Source organism: Streptomyces sp. NBC_00443 (genome assembly GCF_036014175.1).
Taxonomy (GTDB): Bacteria; Actinomycetota; Actinomycetes; order Streptomycetales; family Streptomycetaceae; genus Streptomyces.
Genome location: NZ_CP107917.1, coordinates 9,090,847 through 9,114,811 on the forward strand (window position 1 = coordinate 9,090,847; position 23,965 = coordinate 9,114,811).

The 23,965-nt window shown below is 69.4% G+C and carries 23 protein-coding genes; 12 read left to right on the forward strand and 11 right to left on the reverse strand.

Annotated features, from left to right (window positions below; translation table 11 throughout):
• The first annotated feature begins 60 nt into the window (after positions 1 to 60).
• The 3 genes from OHO27_RS41420 (at position 61) to OHO27_RS41430 (ending at position 2,378) form a co-directional block, all read left to right on the forward strand.
• The gene (locus OHO27_RS41420) at positions 61 to 957 is read left to right on the forward strand and encodes a hypothetical protein (protein ID WP_328430047.1); all 897 of its coding nucleotides are present in this window, start codon (positions 61 to 63) and stop codon (positions 955 to 957) included.
• Positions 958 to 995: 38 nt separating this feature from the next.
• Positions 996 to 1,676, forward strand: a complete 681-nt coding sequence (locus OHO27_RS41425) for a phospholipase D-like domain-containing protein (protein WP_328430048.1) — start codon at positions 996 to 998, stop codon at positions 1,674 to 1,676.
• A 75-nt stretch (positions 1,677 to 1,751) separates the two neighbouring features.
• The gene (locus tag OHO27_RS41430) at positions 1,752 to 2,378 is read left to right on the forward strand and encodes a glyoxalase (protein WP_328430049.1); all 627 of its coding nucleotides are present in this window, start codon (positions 1,752 to 1,754) and stop codon (positions 2,376 to 2,378) included.
• A 63-nt stretch (positions 2,379 to 2,441) separates the two neighbouring features.
• Here the strand turns inward: OHO27_RS41430 and OHO27_RS41435 are convergent, their stop codons facing one another.
• Genes OHO27_RS41435 through OHO27_RS41445 form a run of 3 tightly spaced genes read right to left on the reverse strand, consistent with a single transcriptional unit; the run spans position 2,442 to position 4,347 of the window.
• Complete coding sequence (locus tag OHO27_RS41435; protein ID WP_328430050.1) at positions 2,442 to 2,768, reverse strand: hypothetical protein; 327 nt, start codon at positions 2,766 to 2,768, stop codon at positions 2,442 to 2,444.
• A complete protein-coding gene (locus tag OHO27_RS41440) occupies positions 2,765 to 3,739 on the reverse strand; it encodes an amidohydrolase family protein (RefSeq protein ID WP_328430051.1) in 975 nt (324 codons plus the stop codon). The genes OHO27_RS41435 and OHO27_RS41440 overlap by 4 nt, the downstream gene beginning before the upstream one ends.
• A gap of 32 nt (positions 3,740 to 3,771) precedes the next feature.
• Positions 3,772 to 4,347, reverse strand: coding sequence for a hypothetical protein (locus OHO27_RS41445; RefSeq protein WP_328430052.1), 576 nt, complete (start codon positions 4,345 to 4,347; stop codon positions 3,772 to 3,774).
• Positions 4,348 to 4,556: 209 nt separating this feature from the next.
• Here OHO27_RS41445 and OHO27_RS41450 point away from each other — a divergent pair, with 209 nt between their 5' ends.
• From OHO27_RS41450 to OHO27_RS41460, 3 genes are read left to right on the forward strand one after another with little or no spacing between them, the layout of a single operon-like run.
• Positions 4,557 to 5,915, forward strand: a complete 1,359-nt coding sequence (locus OHO27_RS41450; RefSeq protein ID WP_328430053.1) for a lectin — start codon at positions 4,557 to 4,559, stop codon at positions 5,913 to 5,915.
• Positions 5,916 to 5,973: 58 nt separating this feature from the next.
• Positions 5,974 to 7,116, forward strand: coding sequence for a glycoside hydrolase family 19 protein (locus OHO27_RS41455; protein ID WP_328430054.1), 1,143 nt, complete (start codon positions 5,974 to 5,976; stop codon positions 7,114 to 7,116).
• A gap of 26 nt (positions 7,117 to 7,142) precedes the next feature.
• Positions 7,143 to 7,910 carry an NPP1 family protein gene (locus OHO27_RS41460; RefSeq protein WP_328430055.1) on the forward strand — a complete coding sequence of 256 codons (768 nt, stop codon included), beginning with the start codon at positions 7,143 to 7,145 and terminating at the stop codon, positions 7,908 to 7,910.
• Positions 7,911 to 7,983: 73 nt separating this feature from the next.
• On the opposite strand, the gene OHO27_RS41465 is transcribed toward OHO27_RS41460, so the two are convergent.
• The 3 genes from OHO27_RS41465 to OHO27_RS41475 form a co-directional block, all read right to left on the reverse strand.
• The gene (locus OHO27_RS41465; RefSeq protein ID WP_328430056.1) at positions 7,984 to 9,360 is read right to left on the reverse strand and encodes an MFS transporter; all 1,377 of its coding nucleotides are present in this window, start codon (positions 9,358 to 9,360) and stop codon (positions 7,984 to 7,986) included.
• A gap of 69 nt (positions 9,361 to 9,429) precedes the next feature.
• Positions 9,430 to 10,905, reverse strand: coding sequence for an NAD-dependent succinate-semialdehyde dehydrogenase (locus OHO27_RS41470; protein ID WP_328430057.1), 1,476 nt, complete (start codon positions 10,903 to 10,905; stop codon positions 9,430 to 9,432).
• Between the two features lie 165 nt (positions 10,906 to 11,070).
• A complete protein-coding gene (locus tag OHO27_RS41475) occupies positions 11,071 to 11,868 on the reverse strand; it encodes an IclR family transcriptional regulator (protein WP_328430058.1) in 798 nt (265 codons plus the stop codon).
• Between the two features lie 221 nt (positions 11,869 to 12,089).
• Here OHO27_RS41475 and fae point away from each other — a divergent pair, with 221 nt between their 5' ends.
• The 5 genes from fae (at position 12,090) to OHO27_RS41500 (ending at position 17,554) form a co-directional block, all read left to right on the forward strand.
• Positions 12,090 to 12,629, forward strand: coding sequence for a formaldehyde-activating enzyme (gene fae, locus OHO27_RS41480; protein ID WP_328430059.1), 540 nt, complete (start codon positions 12,090 to 12,092; stop codon positions 12,627 to 12,629).
• Complete coding sequence (locus tag OHO27_RS41485; protein WP_328430060.1) at positions 12,626 to 13,738, forward strand: mandelate racemase/muconate lactonizing enzyme family protein; 1,113 nt, start codon at positions 12,626 to 12,628, stop codon at positions 13,736 to 13,738. The genes fae and OHO27_RS41485 overlap by 4 nt, the downstream gene beginning before the upstream one ends.
• Positions 13,735 to 15,255: an aldehyde dehydrogenase gene (locus OHO27_RS41490; protein ID WP_328430061.1), complete on the forward strand. Its 1,521-nt coding sequence runs from the start codon at positions 13,735 to 13,737 to the stop codon at positions 15,253 to 15,255. The genes OHO27_RS41485 and OHO27_RS41490 overlap by 4 nt, the downstream gene beginning before the upstream one ends.
• A gap of 80 nt (positions 15,256 to 15,335) precedes the next feature.
• Positions 15,336 to 16,274: an NAD(P)-dependent oxidoreductase gene (locus tag OHO27_RS41495; protein WP_328430062.1), complete on the forward strand. Its 939-nt coding sequence runs from the start codon at positions 15,336 to 15,338 to the stop codon at positions 16,272 to 16,274.
• 119 nt (positions 16,275 to 16,393) lie between these two features.
• On the forward strand, positions 16,394 to 17,554 hold the full coding sequence (locus tag OHO27_RS41500; protein ID WP_328430063.1) for an iron-containing alcohol dehydrogenase family protein: 1,161 nt from the start codon (positions 16,394 to 16,396) through the stop codon (positions 17,552 to 17,554).
• 10 nt (positions 17,555 to 17,564) lie between these two features.
• On the opposite strand, the gene rph is transcribed toward OHO27_RS41500, so the two are convergent.
• From rph to OHO27_RS41525, 5 genes are all read right to left on the reverse strand, one after another.
• Positions 17,565 to 20,207 carry a rifamycin-inactivating phosphotransferase gene (rph, locus tag OHO27_RS41505; RefSeq protein ID WP_328430064.1) on the reverse strand — a complete coding sequence of 881 codons (2,643 nt, stop codon included), beginning with the start codon at positions 20,205 to 20,207 and terminating at the stop codon, positions 17,565 to 17,567.
• A 219-nt stretch (positions 20,208 to 20,426) separates the two neighbouring features.
• On the reverse strand, positions 20,427 to 21,038 hold the full coding sequence (locus OHO27_RS41510) for an exonuclease domain-containing protein (RefSeq protein ID WP_328430065.1): 612 nt from the start codon (positions 21,036 to 21,038) through the stop codon (positions 20,427 to 20,429).
• Between the two features lie 122 nt (positions 21,039 to 21,160).
• Entirely contained in the window at positions 21,161 to 21,427 is a 267-nt protein-coding gene (locus OHO27_RS41515) for an SRPBCC family protein (RefSeq protein ID WP_328430066.1), read from the reverse strand.
• Positions 21,428 to 21,442: 15 nt separating this feature from the next.
• Positions 21,443 to 22,645, reverse strand: a complete 1,203-nt coding sequence (locus tag OHO27_RS41520) for an alpha/beta fold hydrolase (protein WP_328430067.1) — start codon at positions 22,643 to 22,645, stop codon at positions 21,443 to 21,445.
• Positions 22,646 to 22,669: 24 nt separating this feature from the next.
• Positions 22,670 to 23,206: a DinB family protein gene (locus tag OHO27_RS41525; RefSeq protein WP_328430068.1), complete on the reverse strand. Its 537-nt coding sequence runs from the start codon at positions 23,204 to 23,206 to the stop codon at positions 22,670 to 22,672.
• A gap of 87 nt (positions 23,207 to 23,293) precedes the next feature.
• Here OHO27_RS41525 and OHO27_RS41530 point away from each other — a divergent pair, with 87 nt between their 5' ends.
• Positions 23,294 to 23,902, forward strand: coding sequence for a helix-turn-helix domain-containing protein (locus tag OHO27_RS41530; protein ID WP_328430069.1), 609 nt, complete (start codon positions 23,294 to 23,296; stop codon positions 23,900 to 23,902).
• Positions 23,903 to 23,965: the final 63 nt, after the last annotated feature.

The following is a 23,965-nucleotide window of genomic DNA, read 5'->3' on the forward strand; positions in this document are numbered from 1 at the left end:
GAGCCCAGGCTGAGGGGGCGAGAACGGGGTACCCGTGTGTGTCATCGGGAGGCTTGTGCTGTGGAACTGAGCGACTGGTTGCTGACCTCGGCCGAGCGCGGCAACAGTGCCACACGTCTGGACAGCCGCCGGTCGGATCGACAGGCGTGGTCGTACGGCAACCTGGTGCGTCCGCTCATCCACGGTGCGACGTACTTCCCGGCACTCCTCAGCACGATCCGTGCGCAGCGCGCAGGAGACCTGCTCCTCTTCACCGACTGGCGGGGCGACCCCGACGAGCGTCTCGATGGACCCGGCAGCGAAATCGGCACCGTCCTGGGAGAGGCGGCCCACCGAGGAGTGATCGTCAAGGGGCTGCTCTGGCGCTCCCACCTGGACCGTTTCCAGTTCAGCGAGGCCGAGAACCGGCACCTCGGCGACGCGATCGAAGCCGGGGGCGGCGAGTGCCTGCTCGACATGCGGGTACGCCCCGGCGGCTCGCACCACCAAAAGCTCGTCGTGCTCCGGCATCCCGACCGGCCGGAGCGCGACGTCGCGTACGTCGGCGGTATCGACCTGTGCCACAACCGCAACGACGACGCCGCTCACCGCGGTGACTCCCAGTCGCTGCGCATCGCCGCCGCATACGGACCGCACCCACCGTGGCACGACATCCAGCTCGCGATACGCGGACCGGCCGTCGGCGACATCGAGGCCGGCTTCCGCGAACGCTGGGAAGACCCCGCGCCCCTCACCCGCAGCCCGCTCGTACGCCTGCGCGAGCTCGCTCACGACGAGGACACCCGTGCCGACCCGCTGCCGTCCCAGGCAGCCGACCCCCGCCGTGCGGCACGCACATCGTCCAGGCCCTGCGTACCTACCCCAACCGGCTGCTGCGCGGCTACGACTTCGCCCCGGACGGTGAGCGCAGTATCGCGCGGGGCTACCGCAAGGCGCTGCGCAGGGCTCGGGCCCTGATCTACCTGGAGGACCAGTACCTGTGGTCTCCGCACGTCGTGGAATGCTTCGCCGAGGCACTCACCGCCCACCCCGGCCTGCGCCTGATCGCGGTCATCCCCAGCGTCCCCGAACAGGACGGCCGGTTCACCCTGCCGATGAACCTGATCGGCCGGATCACCGCCCTGGACAGGCTGCGCCGGGCCGCCGGCGGGCGGGTCGCGGTGTACGGGCTGGAGAACCACGTCGGGACGCCGGTGTACGTGCACGCCAAGGTGTGTGTGATCGACGACGTGTGGGCCTCGGTGGGCTCCGACAACATCAACCTCCGCTCCTGGACCCACGACTCGGAGCTCACCTGTGCCGTCCTGGACGAGAGCCCGGACCCGCGCGAGCCATGTGACCCGGGCGGTCTCGGGGACGGTGCGCGCAGCTTCGCCAGGGATCTGCGACTGGAGCTCATGCGCGAGCACCTGGATCTGGACGCACTGGGGGTGCCGCACGCGCCCGACGCGCTCTGCGATCCCCTGAAGGCCTTCGACGCCTTCACCGCGAGCGCCGCCGCACTGGATGCCTGGCACGACAACGGCCGGCATGGCCCCAGGCCTCCGGGGCGTTTGCGTGCCTATCGCCGGCCGAGCCTCTCCAGTACGGCCAGGACGCTGTACACGCCTCTGCATCGCCGTTTCGTCGACCCGGACGGCCGGCCCTTCGGGCTGCGGCGCCGCAACGAGTACTGATGGACCGGTACACAGGTTTCGTTCTGGTCAGGAATCGAGAAGCGCCGCTTCCCAGCCGTGACTAGCGTCATTCCCATGACTTCCATCGAATTCGTCACTCTCGAGGTGGCCGACCCCACCGCCGCCGGCAGCTTCTACTCCACCGCCTTCGGGCTCGGCAACCAGGTACGCCTGGGGGCATCCGAGGCACCGACGACCGGCTTCCGCGGCTTCACGCTGTCGCTCGTGGTGTCCCAGCCGGGCAACGTCAACGCCCTCGTCGACGCGGCCGTGGAAGCCGGTGCCACGACGCTGAAGCCGGCCGTCAAGTCGCTCTGGGGCTACGGGGGCGTCGTACAGGCTCCCGACGGGACGATCTGGCAGATCGCGTCGTCGTCCAAGAAGGACACCGGCCCGGCCGCGCGGGAGATCGACGAGATCGTGCTCCTGCTCGGCGTCGAGGACGTGAAGGCCAGCAAGCAGTTCTACGTCGATCACGGCCTCGCCGTGGCGAAGAGCTTCGGCGGCAAGTACGTCGAGTTCGCCACCGGATCGGGTCCGGTCAAGCTGGCGCTGTACAAGCGCCGTGGCCTGGCCAAGGTCGCAGGCGTCACGCCGGACGGCACCGGATCGCACCGGCTCGCGATCGGCAGCGATGCCGGGTCCTTCACCGACCCGGACGGCTTCGCGTGGACGACCGCATCGGAGACCGCCTCGCTGTGAACCGGGTGAGGTCGTAGCTCGCAGTGGACCCCCGAGGGCGGGGCGCCCTGACACTCACGACCGTCAGTGGGCGAACTCAGGCGCCTGATACGGGGCCCACCAACTCGTAAGGCCCCAGATCCCCAGGGCGGCCGCGGCGACGGCCGCCAAGGCGGCGAGCCACGGGCGGTGGAACCGGCGCAAGGTGAGCAGCCAGAAGGTCAGTGGCACCAGGGCGCCGCCCGCGGCGACCAGCGGCAGGTCGATGTAGAGGACACTGAGGTCCCGGTGGAGCCCCTCGAAGCCGCCCTCCACATTGACCCGTGCCAGTGGTGCCCAGGCCAGCAGCGCCGCCACGGCACCCAGACCGGCCACGAGGAAACCCGCGAGGCCCTTGATCTCTTCCTTCATGTCAGGTTCGGACGCCACAGCCCCGCCTGCAGTTCCAGGCCGAAGACCTGGGCCGCGTTGTCGTGGCACACGGCTCGCAGCCACGCGTCTCCGAGCCCCAGTCGCTCCAGGGCATGGAGCTGGTGGATGTACGGGTAGGGGATGTTCGGGAAGTCGGAGCCGAGCAGGATGCGGTCGCCGAGGCCGGCCAGGCGGGGCAGGGCCCGGCGGGGGAACGGCGTGAGCTGTTCGGCGAAGTCGGTGAAGGCCATCGTCGTGTCCAGCCGCACCTCCTCGTACTGCTCGGCGAGGCCGAGGAACTCCTCGTACTCGGGCATCCCGAGGTGCGCGATGATCAGCCGCAGCCGGGGGTGCCGTGCCAGTACCCGTGCGATCGGGTCGGGGCCGGTGTGTGTCCCGGGCGCCGGCCCGGAGCCGCAGTGGATCACGATGGGAATCTTGGCTTCGGCGAGCAACCCCCATGCCGGATCGAGCAGTTCGTCGGCCGGGTCGTACGCACCCACCTGCACGTGCGCCTTGAAGACGCGCGCACCCGCCTCGACGGCATCGTGGACATAACCTGCGACGCCCGGTTCGGGGTGGAGAGTCGCGGTGTGCAGACAGTCGGGGGTGCGGCGGGCGAAGTCGGCCGCCCAGCCGTTCAGCCACTGGGCCATGCCGGGCTTGTGCGGGTAGAGCATCGCGGTGAAGGACCGTACGCCGAACTCGCGGAGCAGGGCAGTCCGCTCGGCCTCCTCCTTCCGGTATGTGATCGGCCATTCGACTCCACCGGTCAGCGGCCCCAGGGCGTCGAAGTAGTCCCACACCTTGCGCAGAACGCGGTCGGGCATGAAGTGCGTGTGGACGTCGACCAGCCCGGGAAGGCCGAGCCGGCTCCAGAAGCGGCGGACTGCACCGGCCTCCTCACCGGCGGGGCGATGGGTGGGGCCGGGCTCGGCGGAATCGGCAGGGTGGCCAGGTCCAGGTGCCATGCGGTGATCCTTCGAGGTCGCGGACGGCGGCTTCAGCGCAAGGGGGCTTCGAACACGATGCCCAGGTGTCGTAGGAGGCCGTCCCGCTGCTCGGCCGTTGCCAGGACCATGAAGTCGTCGCCGAGGTCCGAGCCTTCCTGCTCGACGCAGCGGAACTCCCGAGGGTCGTCAGGGGCGGTGAGCGATTCGATGGCCTGCTGCGCCGCTCCCATGTCGAGGTAGTCGTTCGACTCCTGCTCGATGCCGAAGGAGAGGGGCCGGCCGTTGCATGCGAAGTGCATCGTTCCCAGGCCGCAGTCCTCGTCGTCCGGGTTCGCCTTGTCGAAGCGGTAGTCGGAGACAGTGACGCTGCCGCCCGTGAGGGCTGCGGCCTCGCTGAGCAGCCATTCGTAGTGCTCGTCGGCGAAGTCGACGTCGTCGGAGTGGATGGACACGGCCACGCCGAAGGATTCGAGGGCGTCGGCGATTTCATGGCGTCGCTCCATCGGCTCGGTCGCGTAGGCGGCGGCCTGGTCCAGGACCCTCCGGGCCTGCTCTTTGGTGATCATGCCGAGATCGGTGAGGACTTCGGCAATCCGCGCATAGGTGATCGACTGGGTGTTCGCCATGCGATGCATCCTGTCAGCCGCCTGCGGGAGGCGCGGAGGCGGCTGACCGGAGGCTCCAAGTCACTTTCCTCACGGCTTACTTCATGTCTTGACGAAAATGGTCCATACCTTTAGGTTCACGGGTCAGCCAGGCACCGTGCGACGCACTCACCGTTCACGAGGTGAAGGCGCATCGGTCGTTCACCCCCCACGAAGGGCTCTCCGCGCGCATGCCCAGACCTCTCCCCGCAGCCTGCTCTCTCACCGTGCTCTGTCTCGCCACCGGCCTGCTCACCGCGTCGCCCGCGCAGGCCGCCACCGGCACCGTCACCGGCCTCGCCGGGAAGTGCCTCGACGTCGCCGGAGCCAACTCCGCCAACGGCACAGCCGTACAGCTCTACGACTGCAACGGCACCGCCGCCCAGCAGTGGACGGTCGGCAGCGACGGCACCATCAGGGCGCTCGGCAAGTGCCTTGACGTCAGCGGCAGTTCGACCGCGAACGGGGCCAAGGTGCAGCTGTGGAGCTGTACCGGCGGTGCCAACCAGAAGTGGTCCGTCTCCTCAGGGGGCGACATCGTCAACCCGCAGGCGGACAAGTGCCTGGACGTGACCGACAACAACCCCGCGAACGGCACCCGCATCCAGATCTGGAGCTGCTGCGGCGGCGCCAACCAGAAGTGGACCGCACCCGCGCCCGGCGACGGCAACACACCCTCCGCGCCGATGGCCGTGGCGCCGTACCTCTACAACGGCTGGGGGAGCCCGCCGAACCCCACCACGGTCACCAACGCCACCGGCGTGAAGTACTTCACCCTCGCCTTCGTCCTCAGCAACGGCTACTGCAACCCTCAATGGGACGGCAGCCGCGCGCTGACCGGCGGAGTCGACCAGCAGACGGTCAACACCGTGCGGGCGAACGGCGGTGACGTCATCCCGTCCTTCGGCGGCTGGAGCGGCAACAAGCTGGAGAGCTCCTGTTCCACCGCGAGCGAACTGGCCGCCGCCTACCAGAAGGTCATCAGCGCCTACGGCCTGAAGGCCATCGACATCGACATCGAAGCCGAGGCCTACAGCAACCCGACCGTGCAACAGCGCACCGTCGACGCCCTGAAGACCGTCAAGGCGAACAATTCCGGCCTCAAGGTCTACGTCACCATCGGCACGGGCCAGAACGGTCCCGACACCAGCCTGATCAACCGGGCGGCGAACTCGGGGCTGAGCGTGGACGGCTGGACCATCATGCCGTTCAATTTCGACGGCGCCGGTCAGAACATGGGCAACCTCTCCGTGCAGGCGGCCGAGGGCCTGAAGAACTCGCTGAAGAGCGCCTACGGCTACACCGACGACCAGGCCTACCGGTCCATGGGCATCTCGTCCATGAACGGCATCACCGACCAGAACGAGACCGTCACGGTCAACGACTTCCGCACCATGCTCGCCTACGCCCAGCAACACCACCTGGCACGGCTGACCTTCTGGTCGGCCAACCGCGACCGCCCGTGCACCGGCGGCCCCGCCGACAGCTGCTCCGGCGTGAACCAGTCCGACTGGGACTTCACCCGCGTGTTCGCCGGCTACACCGGCTGATCCAGCCAACCCCCGCCGGCCCTCGGCCCCTCAGCGCACCAAAGGAGCGTCCTCGACCATGCCTCTCTCCCACCACAGACGGTCCGGTACCAGACGCGGTCCCGTCGGCCGGTTCACGGTCTTCGCCGTTCTCTCCGCGGTTCTCACCACGCTGTTCACCGTGACGCCCGCCCAGGCGGCCGACGGCACGATCACCGGACTGGCCGGCAAGTGCGTCGACGTGGCAGGCGCAAGCAACGCCAACGGCACCGCCGTACAGCTCTACGACTGCAACGGCTCGGGCGCCCAGATCTGGTCCAACCAGGGTGACGGAACCCTGCGTGCGCTCGGCAAGTGCCTGGACGTCGTCGACCGCAGCACCGCCGACGGCGCGGTGGTCCAGCTGTGGGACTGCTCGGGCGGCGCCAACCAGCAGTGGGTGGTCACCGCGGCCCGCGACATCGTGAACCCGGCCGCGAACAAGTGCCTCGACGTGCGGGAGAACAGCAGCGCCAACGGCACCCGGCTGCAGATCTGGAGCTGCACCGGCGCCGCCAACCAGAAGTGGAGCGCTCCGGCGAGTGGAGGCGGCGGCAACCCGTCCGGGTTCGTCGTGAGCGAGTCGCAGTTCAACCAGATGTTCCCGAACCGGAATTCGTTCTACTCGTACGGCGGTCTGACCGCCGCCCTCAGTGCCTACCCCGGCTTCGCCAACACCGGCAGTGACACGGTGAAGAAGCAGGAGGCGGCGGCCTTCCTCGCCAACGCCAACCACGAGACCGGCGGGCTCGTGCACATCGTCGAGCAGAACACATCCAACTATCCCCACTACTGCGACTGGAGCCGTCCCTACGGCTGCCCCGCGGGTCAAGCGGCGTACTACGGGCGCGGTCCGATCCAGCTGTCGTGGAACTTCAACTACAAGGCCGCGGGCGACGCGCTCGGCATCGACCTGCTCAACAATCCCTGGCGGGTGCAGAACGAGTCGGCCGTCGCCTGGAAGACCGGTCTGTGGTACTGGAACACCCAGTCCGGCCCCGGCACCATGACCCCCCACAACGCCATGGTGAACCAGGCCGGCTTCGGTCAGACCATCCGCAGCATCAACGGCTCCCTGGAGTGCGACGGCAAGAACCCGGCGCAGGTCCAGAGCCGCGTCGACGCCTACCAGCGCTTCACGCAGATCCTCGGCGTCACCCCGGGCGGCAACCTCTACTGCTGACGCCGTCCCTCAACCCAGGAGCTGTAATGCGTACGTTGAGATCCCTCGCCCGGGTCCTCCTCGGCACGGTCGGCGCGGCAACGCTCGTCGTGGCGGTCCCGGCCAGTGCCCAGGCCGGCGTTCTGACCCTGCTGCCCCAGAACGCCGACGGCATGGAACAGACCTTCTCACCCGCCTACGACTACGACGGCGACGGCTGCTACGCCACCGCGGCCATAGGCGCCGACGGCACCATCAACCCCGGCCTCAAACTAGGCGGTGACGTCAACGGCAAATGCCACGACTACGCCCAGCTGGCCAACGCCAACACCTACTCCCGCGCGAAGTGCAACAACGGCTGGTGCGCCGTGATGTACGCCAGCTACTTCGAGAAGGACCAGGCGACCCTGGGCCCGGCGGCCATCGGGCACACCCACGACTGGGAGCACGTCGTGGTGTGGGTCAACAACGACGAGGCCCAGTACGTGTCGGTGTCCCAGCACTCCGGCTACCAGGTGGCCGCCCGCTCGTCGGTCCGCTTCGACGGCACCCACCCGAAGATCGTCTACCACAAGGACGGCGTCTCGACCCACTGCTTCCGCTTCGCCAACAGCGCCGACGAACCGCCGGAGAACGCCACGGGCGGCTGGTTCTTCCCCCGCCTCGTCGGCTGGAACGGCTACCCGGCCGGATACCGGGACAAGCTCATGAGCGCCGACTTCGGTTCGGCCAGCATCAAGATCGACGACGGCGACTTCGCGTACGCCCTCGCCCACTCCAAGCCGTCCGCCATCCCCTTCGACCCGTACGCCTGACACAGGGTCCACCGGACGGGGAAGTCCCTCGCAGGCTCATGCCCGCGAGGGACCATCCATCTCAGCCTTCGCTCTACTTCTGGTCTGCGCCGCTCACGGGCCCGCGTGCCTTGCGCGCCGCCCTGGCGAGGTCCATGTCCGTGGTCTCGGGGGCGAGGAACTGCGAGACCAGACCACCGACGGCGAGGACACCCGCACCGATGAGGAGCACGAACTCCGCCCCGAACCGCTCCAGTCCCATCGGGAGCAGGAAGGTGCCGATGGCCGCTCCGACCCGGCTCATCGCGGTGGCGAAGCCGACGCCCGTGGTGCGCAGGGCGGTCGGGAAGACCTCCAGCGGATAGACCGCGGTCAGTGCGCTCGAAGCGGCGTTGAGAAAGATGAAGAACAGGAATCCGCCGACGATGACCGGCGTCGACGTCGGCCACAACGCGACCAGGGCCAGACAGCCGGCGGTGATCCAGAACGGCGGGATGAGCAGCCTGCGGCGGCCGATCCGGTCGACGACGAGGCAGCCCGCCGTCACGCCGGCCACAGCGGTGAAGGAGTAGACGAGCAGTGCCGCGACCGCGTTGTCACCCATGTTGAGGGCCTCGAAGACCTGGGTCCAGAACGTGCCGATGGCGAAGTACGGCAGCACCAGAGCCGCCCAGAAGACGCTCGCGAACACGGTGCTGCGCAGGTGCCGTCGATGGAACAGCGCACCGAACCCCTCCTTCGCGGGGGCATCACGCTCCTCGAGTTCCGCTTCGACGTCGACCTCGATGCCGTACTTCTCGATCAACGCCTCCGCTTCCTCGCGGCGCCCCTTGCTCAGCAGCCAGCGCGCCGACTCCGGGATGCCACCGCGCAGCGCCACGCACACCACGGCGATGACCGCGCTGCTGGCCAGCGACCAGCGCCAGCCGCCGTCGACCTCGGCGAAGAGGGCGCCGACGACGGTCGCCAGCGCGTAGCCGACGTACCAGCTGATCTCCAGGCTTGCCAGCAGCCGGCCGCGGCCCTGTCGAGGCGCGTACTCGGACAGCAGCGGCGCGCCGATCGCGTACTCGCCGCCGATCGCCACGCCCATCAGCAGGCGGATCAGGAACAGTTGGAGTCCGTCGGCGACGAAGAACTGCAGGACCGAGCCGATCAGGAAGATCAGCATGTCGACGAGGAACACGGGGCGGCGGCCGAACCGGTCCGCGAGCCGCCCGAAGAGAGGCCCGCCGACGAAGATGCCGATCAGTGGGGAGGCGCCGACCAGCCCCTGCATGAGGGGCGAGAGGTGGAGGTCGGCGGTCAGCGCGGTCATCGCCATGCCGATGCCGCCGATGATGTAGCCGTCGATGCCCTGCCCGATCTGGGTGGCGAGCTTCAACTTGGTGTGCAGACGGCGGCGTTCACGCGTGAAGTCGGGGACTTCCGGGGTGCTGGGCTGATTCTGGGTCGCAGGCGTCATTGCCATGGGCGGTCCTTGTCCTGAGCGGCGTGAGCCGAGGGGGAGGGCAGGAGGCAGAGCGGGGGAGTGCCGTGATCAGAGCGGCCAGTCGAGGGCGATGTACTGCGTCTCCAGGAAGGCCTCGATGCCTTCGCGGCCGCCTTCCCGGCCGAGACCGGACTGCTTGACGCCGCCGAACGGGGCCGCGGGGTCGGACAGCAGACCGCGGTTGACGCCGACCATGCCCGCCTCCAGGCGTTCGGCGATCCGCAGGGCGCGGCCGACGTCGCGGGAGTAGACGTACGAGGCGAGACCGTGCACCGTCGCGTTGGCGCGCGCCAGCATCTCGTCCTCGTCGGTGAACGTGGTGAGGGGCGCCACCGGTCCGAAGACCTCCTCGTGCAGGATGCGGGCGTCGTCGGGCACGTCGACGAGGACGGTCGCCGGGTGGAAGTGGCCGGGCCCGTCGGGCGTGGTGCCCTGCGCGGCGATCTTCGCGCCGCGCCCGACGGCGTCGTCGACGAGCGAGCGGATCTTGTCGACGGCCGCCCGGTTGACCATGGGACCGAGCGTGACGCCCTCCTCCAGGCCGGGGCCCGTGCGTACGGCGGCCATGGCGGCGCCGAACTTCTCGGTGAACTCGGCGGCGACCGACTCGTGGACGTAGAACCGGTTGGCGGCGATGCAGACTTCGCCGCCGCCGCGCATCTTGGCGTCCATCGCGCCGCTCACCGCCGCCTCGATGTCGGCGTCCTCGCAGACGACGAAGGGGGCGTTGCCACCCAGTTCCATGGTCACGTTGACGACGTTCTCCGCGGCCTGCTCCAGGAGCAGCCTGCCGGTTGCGGTGGAGCCCGTGAACGAGAACTTGCGGACCCGTTCGTCACCGAGCCAGGCGGAGACCACCTCGGGGGCGCGGTCGGTCGGCAGGACGTTCAACAGCCCTTCGGGCAGGCCGGCTTCGGCGAGGAGAGCGGCGATGGCGAGTGCGGTGAGCGGGGTCTCCGGCGCGGGCTTGAGCAGGACGGGGCAGCCCGCCGCGAGCGCCGGGGCGATCTTCCGGGTGGCCATGGCTGCGGGGAAGTTCCAGGGCGTCACGAAGGCGGTGACGCCGACGGGGTGCTTGCGTACGACGTGCCGGAAGCCGCCGGCCGGTGCGTCCGCGAAGGAGGAGCCGATCCGGACCGCTTCCTCGGCGAACCAGCGGAAGAACTCGGCGGCGTAGGCGACTTCGCCCGCCGCGTCGCGGTAGGCCTTGCCGTTCTCCAGCACGATCAGCCGGGCGAGGGTGTCCGCGTGCTCGCGCATCAGCTCGAAGGCGGTGTGCAGGATCTCCGAACGGCGCCGGGGTGGTGTCGTACGCCAGCCGGCGGCGGCCGACCGAGCCGCCTCGATCGCCGCGCGGGCGTCCTCCGGTCCCGCCGAGGAGACCTCGCGGACCAGGTCGCCGGTGGCCGGGTCGTGGACGGGGTACGTCCGTCCGTCGGCGGCCGGGAGCCAGCGGCCGCCGAGGAACACATCGCCTTCGGCGAGCGGGGCCTTGGCCAGGAGGTCGATGCCGGCGAGGTTCATGAGCTGCTCTTTTCTCCGTTCCGGACGGGGGCTCGTCCGATGCGCGGTGAATTTACGAGGGCGTCATGGGGCCGACAAGACAACCTCGGCGGATCGCAACCGTGGTTGCTGTGAGGGCAACTCGCTCGCCGACCCTGCGCGGGAGCACGGAGAGCGGTGGAGTCGTCAGGTGAGCCGGGCCCGCAACTGCGGAGTGCGCCGCGGTTCCCAGCCCAGCAGCGACGACACCCGTCCCGCCGCCCGAGCCGTCGTACGCCCCGCCACGTCGAGACGGTCGCCGAGCCGGGACATGGGGGCGGAGATGTTGATGGCCGCCACCACCCGGCCCCGGAAGTCACGCACCGGCGCCGACACCCCGACCAGGTCCTCCTCGAACTCCTCGCTCACCCGCGCGTAGCCCAGCCGCTTGGCGTCCTGGATGAGGGCCCACAGCTCCTGCACCGGCATCTCACCGGTCGTGCCGAAGCGGACGTACAGCTCGTCGGGCGTCGCGTCGGCGAGCAGGACACGACCCGCGGACAGCCGCCAGGCGGGCACCCCGCGTCCCTCCCAGCCGTGGACACGGAAGGAGTGCCCGGAGACCGACAGCAGGGTGAGTACTTCGCGGTCGCTGAGCACACACAGGTGGCTGGTCTCCTCCAGATCCGCCGACAGGGTGTGCATGACCGGCTCGGCCACCCGCACGAGGCGGCTCTCGGAGGTGCGGGCCACCAGCGAGAACAGCCGCCAGCCCAGCCGGTACTCCAGGGTGTCGGGGTCACGCTCGACGATGCCCTCGGCGGCGAGGGCCTTCAGGGCCCGGGAGACCTGGGTCTTCTCGCGGCCCACCAGCTGCGCGAGGCGTACGACGCCGAGGCCGCCGGCGTTCTGCGCCTCGTCGGACGCGAGCGCCTCCAGCAGGTCGATGTCGCGGCGCAGGCCATGTCCGCGGGAGGCCGAGGAAGAGTCGGTCACGTGGGTCATCGTATGCGGGCACACCGGCTGAGGAACCCCCAGGTCAGGCACGAAGTTGTCAGGAGAGCAACCGGCATTTCGATTCCCGTGACCGCCTTGCGACGAGGTGGCGGCCGACCTAGATTCGCCGCATCGAGCCGGATGAACTGCGAGGTATGCGAGCTTTGCGCTCACTCGCCGGGTCCACCGGCCCGTCACAGCTCCCCGCTCCCGGAGATCCAGGAGATCCCATGCCTTCGCCCTTTGCCCCGACCGCGCTCATCGGCGAGTCCTTCGTCGGTGAGGGCGCCAACGCCGCCCACACGAACGTCGTGATCGGACGCAAGGGCGGCCCCGTCGAGACCGCCTGGGCGACGGCGCTGGCCACACCGAGCGCCGGGCACGTCCCGTTCATGACGGTCGTACGGCCGTCCGTCCCCGTGAAGCCGCTGACCCTGTTCGTGGCCAAGGCCGCCGCGGAGGGCGAGCTGCACCAGCGTGCCACCTGGGGTTCCGCCCAGGCCGGGCTGGCGCAGGGGGTCTCGGACGCGGTCGACGCAGGGCTGATCCCCGCCGAGGACGCCGACGACCTGCTGATCATCGCCGCGATGTGGATCAACCCCGCGGTCGACGACCTGGACGAATCCTTCCGCAACCAGCGTGCCGCCGCCCACGACGCGATACAGGCCGCCGTGACCGGCACCCCCACCGTCTCCGACGTACAGGCTGCCGCCAAGCAGGGACCGACGAACCCGTTCTACACGCCGACCGCCGAGGTGCTCGCCCGATGAAGATCACAGACATCACCCTGGACCGGCTGCGCCTCGAACTGGACCCGCCGTTCCGCGCCGCCTGGGACCCCGAGCCCCGCCGGCACTTCGACGCCACGATCGTCCGCGTCCACACCGACGAGGGCATCACCGGCATCGGCTCCGGTGACCTCATGGACGGCTTCGACACGTACAAGCACCTGTTCGTCGGCGAGGACCCGCTCGACATCACCCGGCACGTCAAGGCGATCGAGACCGCCAACTTCCACGGAGCCCACTACTGGCCCCTGGAAGCGGCACTGTGGGACATCATCGGCAAGGTGCACGGCCGCCCCGTGTCGGAACTCTTCGGCAACGCGGCGAAGCGACTGCCGGCATACGCCTCCTCCGGCGAGCTCAAGTCACCCGAGGAGCGTGTCGCCACGGCCCTGAAGGTGCGCGAGGCCGGCTTCCGCGCCCTGAAGATCCGTATCGACCGCAACCGGATCGACGAGGGCGTCGCGGCCGTACGTGCCGTGCGCGAGGAACTCGGGTCCGGCTTCGAGATCATGGTCGACCTCAACCAGTCCTGGCGGATGGCCGGCGACACGGCGAACGCCTCCGACCTCGCGAAGACCCGCAAGACCATCGCCCGCCTCGCCGAGCTCGACGTGTTCTGGGTGGAGGAGCCGCTGCCGTACGCCGACCTGAACGGCTTCAAGCGGCTGCGCGCCGAGAACCCCGGCGTCCGCATCGCCGCCGGCGAGATGCACCACTCGCCCACTGAGCTGCTGCGCTACCTCGAAGAGGACGCCCTGGACGTCTACCAGATGGACGTGGTGCTCGCGATCGGCATGCACCGCGCCCGCACCCTTGCCGAGCTGGCACAGCTGAAGCACCGTCAGTTCACGCCGCACAGCTGGACCAACGGCATCGGCGTGCTCGCCAACCTGCACGTCGCGGCGGGCGTCGGCGGCGGCCCCTTCTTCGAGTTCCCCTACGACCCGCCCGGCTGGACGCCCGAGCGCCGCGACTTCATGCTCGCCGAGCCCGTCCGCGTGAACGCCGAGGGCGACCTCGAGATCCCGGACAAGCCCGGTCTCGGCATCGAGCTTGACGAGGACGCGATCGACCGCTGGAGGATCAAGTGACGTACACGATCGACGAGTTGCTGATGCGCAGCCACGGCGAGTGGCTGGCCGCCGCGAGCAAGCTCACCTTTGAGGCGCGCCCGTTCATCGACGGTACCTTCACCGACGCGACTTCCGGCGACAGCTTCACCAGCGTCTCACCGCGCGACGGTTCGGTGCTCGCGGAGGTACAGGCCGCGGGCGCCGACGACGTCGACCGGGCGGTACGGTCCGCACGCGCCGCCTTCGAGGACGGCCGCTGGCGTGACCTGGCGCCGAGGGAACGCAAGAGCGTCCTGTTGCGCTGGGCCGACCTGATCCGGGCTGACGCCGAAAAACTGGCGCTGCTGGACACCCTGGAGATGGGCAAGCCCATCACCGAGTCGGTGCGCATCGACGTGGACAAGGCCGCCGAGACCATCGCCTGGTACGCCGAGGCCATCGACAAGACGTACGACGAGGTGGCCCCGACCCCGGGTGACGCGCTGGCGTTGATCACCCGGGAGCCGCTGGGAGTCGTCGGCGCGGTCGTGCCGTGGAACTACGCTCTGCTGATCGCCAGCTGGAAGCTGGCCCCGGCGCTCGCCACCGGCAACAGCGTCGTCCTCAAGCCCGCCGAGCAGACCTCCCTCGCCGCCCTCCGGCTGGCGGCACTGGCCACCGAGGCAGGGCTGCCCCACGGCGTGTTCAACGTCATCCCCGGGCGGGGCGAGGTCGCGGGGCAGGCCCTCGGCCGCCACCCCGAGGTCGACAAGATCGCCTTCACCGGCTCGGCGGAGGTCGCCCGGCTCTTCCAGGTGTACGCGGGCGAGTCCAACGGCAAGCAGGTCGCCGTGGAAGCCGGCGGCAAGTCGCCGCAGCTCGTGCTGGCCGACGCCGACATCGAGGCCGCCGCGTCCGCCGTGGCGTGGGGGATCTTCTACAACGCGGGACAGACCTGCAACGCGGGTTCCCGTGTCGTGGTCCACGCCTCGGTGAAGGACCAACTCCTCGACGCCGTACAGCGGATCACCGCCGACACCTTCCGCGTCGGCGACCCGCTCGACCCTGCCACCGTCATGGGCCCCATCGTCGACGAGGCCCAACTGGCCAAGATCCTCGGCTACATCGAGCGCGGCAGGACGGACGGGGCGCAGGTGCTCCTGGGCGGCGGACGCATCCTCACCGAGACCGGCGGCACCTTCGTCGAGCCGACGGTGCTCGACGGCGTGGCGAACACGTCCACCGTCGGCCAGGAGGAGATCTTCGGCCCGGTCCTGGCCGTCGTGTCGTACGACGGCGACGTCGACGAAGGCGTACGGCTGGCGAACCAGAGCGACTTCGGGCTCGTCGCCTCCGTCTGGACCCGGGACATCACCATCGCCCACCGCACGGCCAAGCGGCTGCGGGCCGGCACGGTCTGGATCAACACCTTCGACGCCAGTGACGTCATCACCCCCTTCGGCGGCTTCAAGGCCACCGGCGCCGGACGCGACAAGTCCCTGCACGCGCTCGACGCGTACACGGCGCTCAAGACGACCTGGATCAACCTGGCCTGAACGGCCCACCACCTCACTGCACCCCCTCACCTGAACACCTTTCACCTGCACACCCCTACAGAGCCGTAGCGAGGACAACGATGAGGATCGGTTTCATCGGACTGGGCAACATGGGAACCCACATGGCCCGCCACCTGATCCACGCGGGACACCTGGTCACCGTGCACGACACCCGGCCCGAGGCCGCCGCCGAGCACCTGGCGCTCGGCGCACGCTGGGCCGACACCCCGGCGGCGTGCGCCACCGATGCCGAACTGCTCGTCACGATGCTGCCGAATCCGCGCATCGTCGAGGACGTGCTGCTGCGCGGCGGGGCCGCGGAGGCGCTGCCCGAGGGCGCCCTGTGGATCGACATGTCGACCTCCACGCCGGCCGCCGCGGAACGGATCGCCGCCGAGGTGCTCGACCGTCGCGGCGTACGCCGCCTGGACGCCCCCGTCAGCGGTATGGCGCGCGGCGCCGAGGCCGGGCGGCTGCAGATATTCGTCGGCGGGACGGCGGACGACTTCCGCATGTGCCTGCCGGTGCTCGAAGCGATGGGCGACCCCGACAAGGTGCTGCACGTGGGCCCGCTCGGCGCCGGCTACACGGTCAAGCTGATGATCAACCTGCTGTGGTTCAGCCACCTCGTCGCCACCTCCGAGGTGCTGGCCATGGGCGTGAAGGCGGGCGTGGACCTCGGCGTGCTGCGCAGCTCGCTGCTCGCCAGCCCGGCCGCCTCGAACTTCCTGGAGAACGACATCCTGTGCGTCCTGGCCGACGGCGACTACGACGACTCCTTCGCCATGGCCCTCGCCTGCAAGGACCTCGGACTCGCCATCGACCTCGGCCGCGACGTCGGCGTCTCCACGGAACTGTCCGCGCTCGTGGAGCAGATCTTCCGCCGCTCCAAGGCGCACCACGGAGACCTGGCCGGCGAGATGAGCCCGGTCCGTCTCTACGAAGCCCTGGCCGGAGCGGAGTTCCGCCTCCCGAACCCGACCGCCGCCCATGACGACGCGGCGCTGAGCTCTGTGTGATCCGCCGGATCCGTGTGTGTCCCGCCGGGCCGGTCAGGCCGGCCCGGCGGGACACAGTCCCCACTCCCTCTCCCTTCCGAGCACCGCACGTCCCGCCGCGTATTCAGGAGCCGAACGCCATGGGCGAGTCCCGCACCGACCAGCTGACCATCGACCCGACCTGCCGCATCGAGTTCGGCCCCGGCCGCATCGCACACCTGCCGGACCTGGTCTCCTCCCTCGGCATGAACCGTGCGTTCGTCGTCACCGACCGGGGTCTGCGGGCCGCCGGTATCGTCGACCAGGTGCTCAAGGTCCTGGACACGGCGGGCCTGGAGCACGGCGTGTACGACGGCGTCGGCGCCAATCCGTCCACCGGCAACGTCGATGAGGGGGCCGCCCGGGCGCGTGCCTTCGGCCCGGCAGTCGTCGTCGCCCTCGGCGGGGGCTCGGTCCTCGACGCGGCCAAGGGCATCGCGCTGCTCGTCGGCAACACCGACGCGGCGGCGGCCGACGCGGACGCGTTGTGGGATGCGCTCGACGGTCTGCCGCTGATCGCCATCCCCACCACCTCGGGCACGGGCGCGGAGACCAACGGCTTCGGCGTCATCGAGGACGCCGCCGCCTGCCGCAAGGTGTACATCGGCCACGCCTCGGTCAAGCCCCGGATCGCCCTCCTCGACCCGGAACTGACGCTCGGCCTGCCGGCCCGGATCACGGCCGCGACCGGCATCGACGCCCTCGTCCACGGCATCGAGTCCCTGGCCTCACGCGGCGCCAACCCGGTCTCGGCGGCGTACGCGACCCAGGCGGTGGCCATGGTCGGGCGCTGGCTGCCTGCCGCCCACCGTGACGGCTCGGACCTGGAAGCCCGCGCCCAGTTGATGCTCGGCGCCCACCTGGCGGGCCAGGCCCTGACCATCTCCGGCCTGGGCCTGGTCCACGGCATCGGCCACGCCCTCACCGCCCACACCGGCACCCCGCACGGCATCGCCCTCGCCGCCGTCCTGGAGGAGGTCCTGGAGTTCAGCGCCCCGGCCGCCCAGGACGCCTACGAGCAGACCGCCCGCGCACTCCGCCTCGCCCCGCCCGCCGACGGCGACTGGGCCCGCGCCGCGATCGACGCCGTACGCGAGATCTCCGGCGCCCTCGACATCAAGCAGCCCCTGCGCGACCTCGGCGTCCGCCCGGACATGCTGCTCCCGATTGCCTCCGGCGCCCTCACGGACGCGGTGACCCGCAACGCACCGCGGCAGCCGACGGAGGGGGAGATCGTGGGGATCCTCGAAGCGGTGCTCTAGCCTCGGGCGTTCACGAAGGGCGCGGTCCGGCAGGTGGCGGGGAAAGGATCTCGACGTACCCGTCGGTGCCGTGCACGCGGATCCGCTGCCCGTTCCGGATCAGCCGGGTGGCCCGCTCCACGCCCACGACGGCCGGCAAGCCGTACTCCCGGGCGATCACCGCGCCATGGGTCATCAGGCCGCCCACCTCCGTCACCAGGCCCGCGATACCGACGAACAGCGGTGACCAGCTGGGGTCCGTGAAGGGCGTGACCAGGATGTCGCCCGCTTCGAGATCGGCGTTGGCCATGTCCAGGACGACGCGGGCCCGTCCCTCGACGGTCCCGGCGGAAACCGGCAGGCCGACCAGGGCGCCGCCCGGCACGTCGTCGCGCCGGTACGCCCCGGTGACGGCCTCGCCATCCGAGGTGAGCACCCGCGGCGGTGTGAGCGCGTGAAACGACCGGAAGGCGTCCTTGCGCCGCTGGATGAGCCGGCCATCCGCCCGGTTCGAGCGCACGACGTCGTGGAGTTCCTGGAACGTGAGGTAGAAGATGTCCTCTTTCTCAGGCAGCACACCTGCCTCCACGAGGCGCTCAGCCTCTTCCGACAGGGCCTGCTTGTAGACGAAGTAGCGGCTGATGATGCCGTACTTCGGGTACTCCCGGTACCCGATGAAGGCTCGGACCCGGTCGATCATCCGCTTTGCCTCGTCGGCCTTCCGGTCTCCGTCCGGGAGGGCCCGCAAGCGTGACAGCACGTCCTGTTCCTTCTTCCGCGCCTTCTGCCGCCCCTGCTCGAAGCGCCGCCCGGCGGCGCCCGGCTCGAAGTTCCTGACGTGGTCGAGGATCACGGGCACCAGCGTGGTGGGGCGCTCACGCCACCGCGGCCTCGTGATGTCGATCTCGCCGACGCAGCGCATGCCGTATCGGCCGAGGTAGGCCTCGATGGCGTCGCGCGCCTCGGTCCCGCCCGCGAGCTTCGCCAGCTCGTCCAGGAAGCCGTAGTCCTCGACGCCCTCCAGGAACGCCACCACCTCCGAGTACGGGCGGATCACATCGGCGACGTCGAGCAGCGCCAGTCCCATCTCCGAGGTGATGTTGCCGGGGGCGGACAGCGTCAGGGTGTCAGCGACGTTCTTCTCGCCCAGCCACTCCTGCAGCCTGTCGTTGAGCCACCACGTGGCCTCCATCCCCGCCATGATCGCCTGAAGGTTCAGCGGATCACCGAGGACTCGCTTGTGCTCCTCGAACGCCTCCAGCAGGAAGTCGAACAGCTCCGGTCCGCTCTTCGTCCGGATGTCGCGCTCCAGGGCGGCGATGGACTCCTGGCTGCGCTCGATCAGCTCGGTGACGATGGCCGGGTCCCGGTCGGTCTCGACCGGGGAGGGCGCACCACCGGCCGGCGGCCTGCCGGGATCCGCGTCCGGGACCGACGGGACGAAGTCGTCGCGGTCGAGGACGGTCTCCAGAGCATCCCTGACCAGCGGATCGCCCTTCCCCAGCACGTCCAGGAGGCCGGCGCGGCTCGCGGGCGAGGCGAGGCGCCGGGTGACGTCGACGAAAAGCCTCCCGCCGGCCTCGTGCATCGGCACCATGGCCGTCAGCTGCCACATGGAGAGCCCCAGGGGCTTCATCGGGTCGGTCATCATCTGCCCATGGCCGACGGAGACGTAGACGTGATTCTCCTGGTCGCCGGTCTCGGGGATGGGGAACAGCGTCGTGATCGGCCGACTCTGAACGATCTGGAAGTCATCCTGGAAGTCATCGTCGCCCAGGCACCATTCGATGTCCTGCGGGCGGCCGAAGTGCGCTTCGATCCGCCGCCCGAGCCGCACCAGCCGCACGACCTGCGCATCCGTCAGCGCCGGCTGCTCCTGCCGCTGCGGGTCGATGGCCACTTCCTGCGTGCCGCCGGCCGGCCGGGCCTGAACGGCACGCTGCTTGGCGGCGATCGCCTTGGCGACGACCTCGCCGCCCCGCACCTTGAAGACGTCCGGGTTCACCAGCCCGGCGACCAGGGCCTCGCCGAGGCCGAAGCCGGCGTCCACGGTGGCGACCGTCCGGTTGCCCGTGACGGGGTCGGCCGTGAACAGGATGCCGGCGGCATGCGGGAAGACCATCCGCTGCACGACCACGGCCATGTGCACCGTACGGTGGTCGATGCTGTTGCGCTGACGGTAGGTCACGGCCCGCTCGGTGAACAGCGACGCCCAGCACCGGCTGACATGCTGGAGGATCGCCGTCGGCCCCACGACGTTCAGATACGTGTCCTGCTGTCCGGCAAAGGAGGCCGTCGGCAGGTCCTCCGCCGTCGCACTGGACCGGACGGCGTAGGCCTCCTGCTCGCCGAGCCGGCCGAGCGCGCGGGTGATCGCCGCCGCGAGATCACCCGGGACGGCAATCTCTTCGATGGTCCGACGAACCTGCCCGCTGAGCGTGCGGATCGCCTCCCGGTCGTCCGGGTTCAGGCGCGACAGCTGATCGAGCCGCTCGTCGATCGACGGCGCTTCCGCCATGATCCGCCGGAAGGCGTACGTCGTCACGCAAAACCCACCCGGCACGCGGATGCCTTCGATCCGCGACAGCCCGCCCAGGTGGGCTGCCTTGCCGCCAACGACCGCGACCTGCGTCTCGTCAACGTCCGGAAGATCCAACACGTACTGCTCGGTCACTTCGCCACCAACTTTGTCGTCGACAACAACACGTGCACGTCGTGCCCCCGTTTCCGCAGGTGGTGGCATCGGCCGACGATTCTGCGCCGTGACCCGGGTCTTGCGGCAAGCCCCACGGCGCGCTATAAGTTGAGAGTGGCAAGGAGAGAACTCTCCTTGCCTTTTCCGTTGGGCGGTCCAGGGGAGCCGACGCTCCGGCCCCGGCTGCGGCGATCGAGGCTAGCCGCCGTAAGGACGCCGCAGACACCCGGCGGGCAGGGCGGCGCCGGTGCTGCACAGGTATTCAATGGCGGCAGCGAAGGAAAAGCAGTCGAAAAGCGCGGAGTGCTCTTCACCGGCTGCGGGCTTGGGGAGACCGAGCACCTGCCACAGGCGACCCACGTTGGCTGTCGCCGTCTCCGGCGCGAGAGTATTCAACCAAGGTCGGATATTCAGGAAATGAGCAGCGAGGTAACCGTTCTTGACCTCTTCGCCGCGCGCTCGTGCCCAGCCCACGTTCTCCCCGAGGACCACCATGTCATTGCCGTAGGAGAGCACCGACTCTCCCCGGCAGAACCCCAGGAACTCGCCAAGTGCCTCTGCCGGGGAAATCGCCTCTCGATCCAGCGTCTCCTGGTCGATGCCGGTGAGATCAGTGAAGTAAGCGGAAATCCGGGGATTGGCCATGGGCTGCACCAGCACCTCGAACTCCTCGACGACGGAACAGTCCTCGCGCAGGCGCAGTGCCCCGATCTGCACGATCTCGCGCAGCTGACCCGGAGCCCCCCAGTCCTGCTCAAGTGCCCCCGGCCATGACGTGAATTCAAGATCGAACACAACGAACGTGGACACAGCGAATCTCCCTTAGGCGCAAGTCGCCGTCAGGTTACCCCGGCGATGGCAAGCCTCCATTGGCGCGGATGGTTTCCCGCCATGGCAACTTCCAGCAGTCGTCACTGAGTCGGCATATTTTGTTAATGGCCTGTGCGGCCTTCATTTTCCTCTGAGGGTTTTTCCCGCAACAACCGAGCCGGCTCGGACTCCTCGGCGTGGCGGGCCAGCCCTTCTGCCATGGCCTGCATGAACTTCTGGAGGTAGCGCGGCATGACCCAGCCCAACAGCCAACTCGTCTCGTACGTGCCGTACCAGTGGATGACCGTGCCTGAGCTCGCTGTCGGCTTGAGTTCGATGCCCGCGTGATAGTTGTGCATCGACGAGTTGAACGCGTCTTCGTAGGCCAAGAGGCGTCGCTCGACCTACTCGGTCAGCCGCTCCCCGGTCACGGTGCGTCCCGTCCGGAAGGCGCGGACGGCACCGACGCCGTCGTCGCCCCCAGGGTCGAGGTCGACCGACCGTGCCGTGGTGCATGGTGATGGGCTCCTGTGAGTGGATGCGGACGGCGTTCCCGCGACACCTTGCTGGCGTCGTCGTCCGTCGAGGAAGCGCAAGAGCTCGGCGGTGACGAACCGAGGGTTCTCCTCGACGAGCCAGTGCCCGGCGTTCGGCACGTCCACCGCCCGGACGATGTTGGTCATGCGCGCGGCCACCGTGCCCCGTATCGAATTGAGCTGCCCTTGGGCGGTCATGAGCAGCGTCGGGACCCGTGTCGGTGCTGCTGCCACGGTGTCGCGGACGTCCTTGTCGAGGGCGCGGTAGAGCTCGAAGCCGCCCGACAGGACCTGGGGCCGGCTGTAGGTTCGTGCGTACTCGTTGATCTCGGCGTCGGTGAACGGGGACCGGTCGGAGGTGCCACCGAACGCCGTGCCACCGAACGAGACCTGGGGATAGAACAGTCCCAGGTACGCGCGGACATCGTCGCCCACGACCGCCTCGGGGACCCGGCGTTGGGAGTGAAAGGCGATGTGCCAGCTCAGTGAGCGGTAGGTGGGTGCGTCGATCGCAGGACCGGGCAGCGGCAGGTCGAGATAGCCGAGGCGTGCGGTGTCGTCGGGGAAATGGCCGGCGTACTGGAATGCAACCGCGGCGCCGAAATCGTGCCCGATGACACGGGCGTCAGTCACGCCGAGCCGGTCGGCGATCAGCGTGCGCACATAGCGCGCCGGTGTGGCCTTGTCGTAAGCGGTCGGTGAGCCGGTGCTGTCACCCAGTCCTGGAAGGTCGACAGCGTAGACGGTGTGGTGCTCGGCGAGTTCCGGCATGATCGGCCACCAGCCGTACCAGGTCTGTGGCCAACCGTGTATCAGCACGACCGGCGAGCCGCTGCCGCCGGTCACGTAATGCATACGGACGCCGTCGACGTCGGCGAACTTGTGGCGGAAGGTCTTCTCGAACCGGGGGTCGTCCTGGGTGGCGGCGGTGTGGGCGGGAACGTCGTCGTCCGCTGTCGGCGCGGAACAGGCTGCGGCAGCGATCGTAAGTAGGAGGGTGAGCATGGCGGTTGCCACCGTGCGCGCGGACCGGAGGAAGCGGCGCGGTAACGGCCGTGGTGCTGTGATCATGTCTTCCCGTCCTGGAGAAGGTGGTCAGCGGCCCGTCGTGCCGTCGATGAGTTCACGGAGGACGTCCGCCTGGCCCGCGTGCCGGCCGGTCTCCTCGATCATGTGGGTGAGTGCCCAGCGGAGGCTGGGAGCGGGAAGGTCCGGCTGCGGTCGGGGGACCGGTGCGTCGAGGTCGGTGCACCCGTCGAGAACGTCGTTCGCGCGCGTGACGGCGTCTCGGTAGCGGGCGACGACATCGGCCACGCTGTCCGCCGGTGCGGCTCGGAACGTCGCCTGCCAGTCGGTGACGTCCTCCCCGAGGAACATCGAGCGCTCGACGAACGTCAGATGGTTGAGCAGTCCGAGCAGGTTCGTTCCTGACGGCACCGCGGCTGTTCGCACCTGCGGTTCGCGGGCGCCGTCGACCTTCGCGGCGATCGAGGTCCGGAGATAGTCGAGGAATCCGCGCAGGACCTCGCTCTCGTTGCTTCCGGTGCGGGGCGGCGGGGTGTCGCGTCGGCGGTTGCGGCGCGTGGACCTCGTCTCGGACGCGACCGCACCGGTGGTGTTCGTCAAGGCCATCACGGCTCCTTGTGTCGGAATGCGCCCAGTCTTGCCAGGCACTCCGGGACCTGGCACGGAATCTTGCGGTTACGGCAAGATGGCCTGATGGATCGCAAGACGGACGATGACGTGCTCGACGGTGTGGGGCCGCGCCTTCGTGCGCTGCGTCGTGCCTGCGGCATCACCCTCGCCGACCTTGCGGCGACGACCGGCGTGTCGGAGAGCACTGTGTCCCGGCTGGAGAGCGGGCAGCGTCGGCCGAGCCTGGAACTTCTGCTGCCGCTGGCCCGTACCTATGACGTTCCGTTGGACGAGCTCGTCGGCGCCCCGCGCACCGGTGACCCCCGAATCCACCTCAAGCCGATCAGGCGGTTCGGGATGACGTTCGTGCCCCTGTCGCGGCGACCGGGCGGGGTGCACGCGTTCAAGATGATCATTCCCGCCTCGCCGGAACCACTTGAACCGACCCCGCAGACCCACGAAGGCTTCGAATGGCTCCATGTGCTCAACGGACGCCTGCGGCTCGTGACCGGCGAGCGCGATCTGACGCTGCCGCCCGGTGAGGCAGCCGAGTTCGACACGTCCTTGCCCCACTGGCTGGGCAGCGCCGACGGCGGCGTGGTCGAGCTTCTCATCCTGTTCGGCCTGCAAGGGGTACGCGCGCACGTACGCACCGACCCTCGTCGATCGCCGCAGGCCGGGAGCCGGCGGTGAACCATCGATGAGCGGCGCGCGGCGGTGAACCACCGATAGCGGCGCGCCCAGAAGCCCGCACCG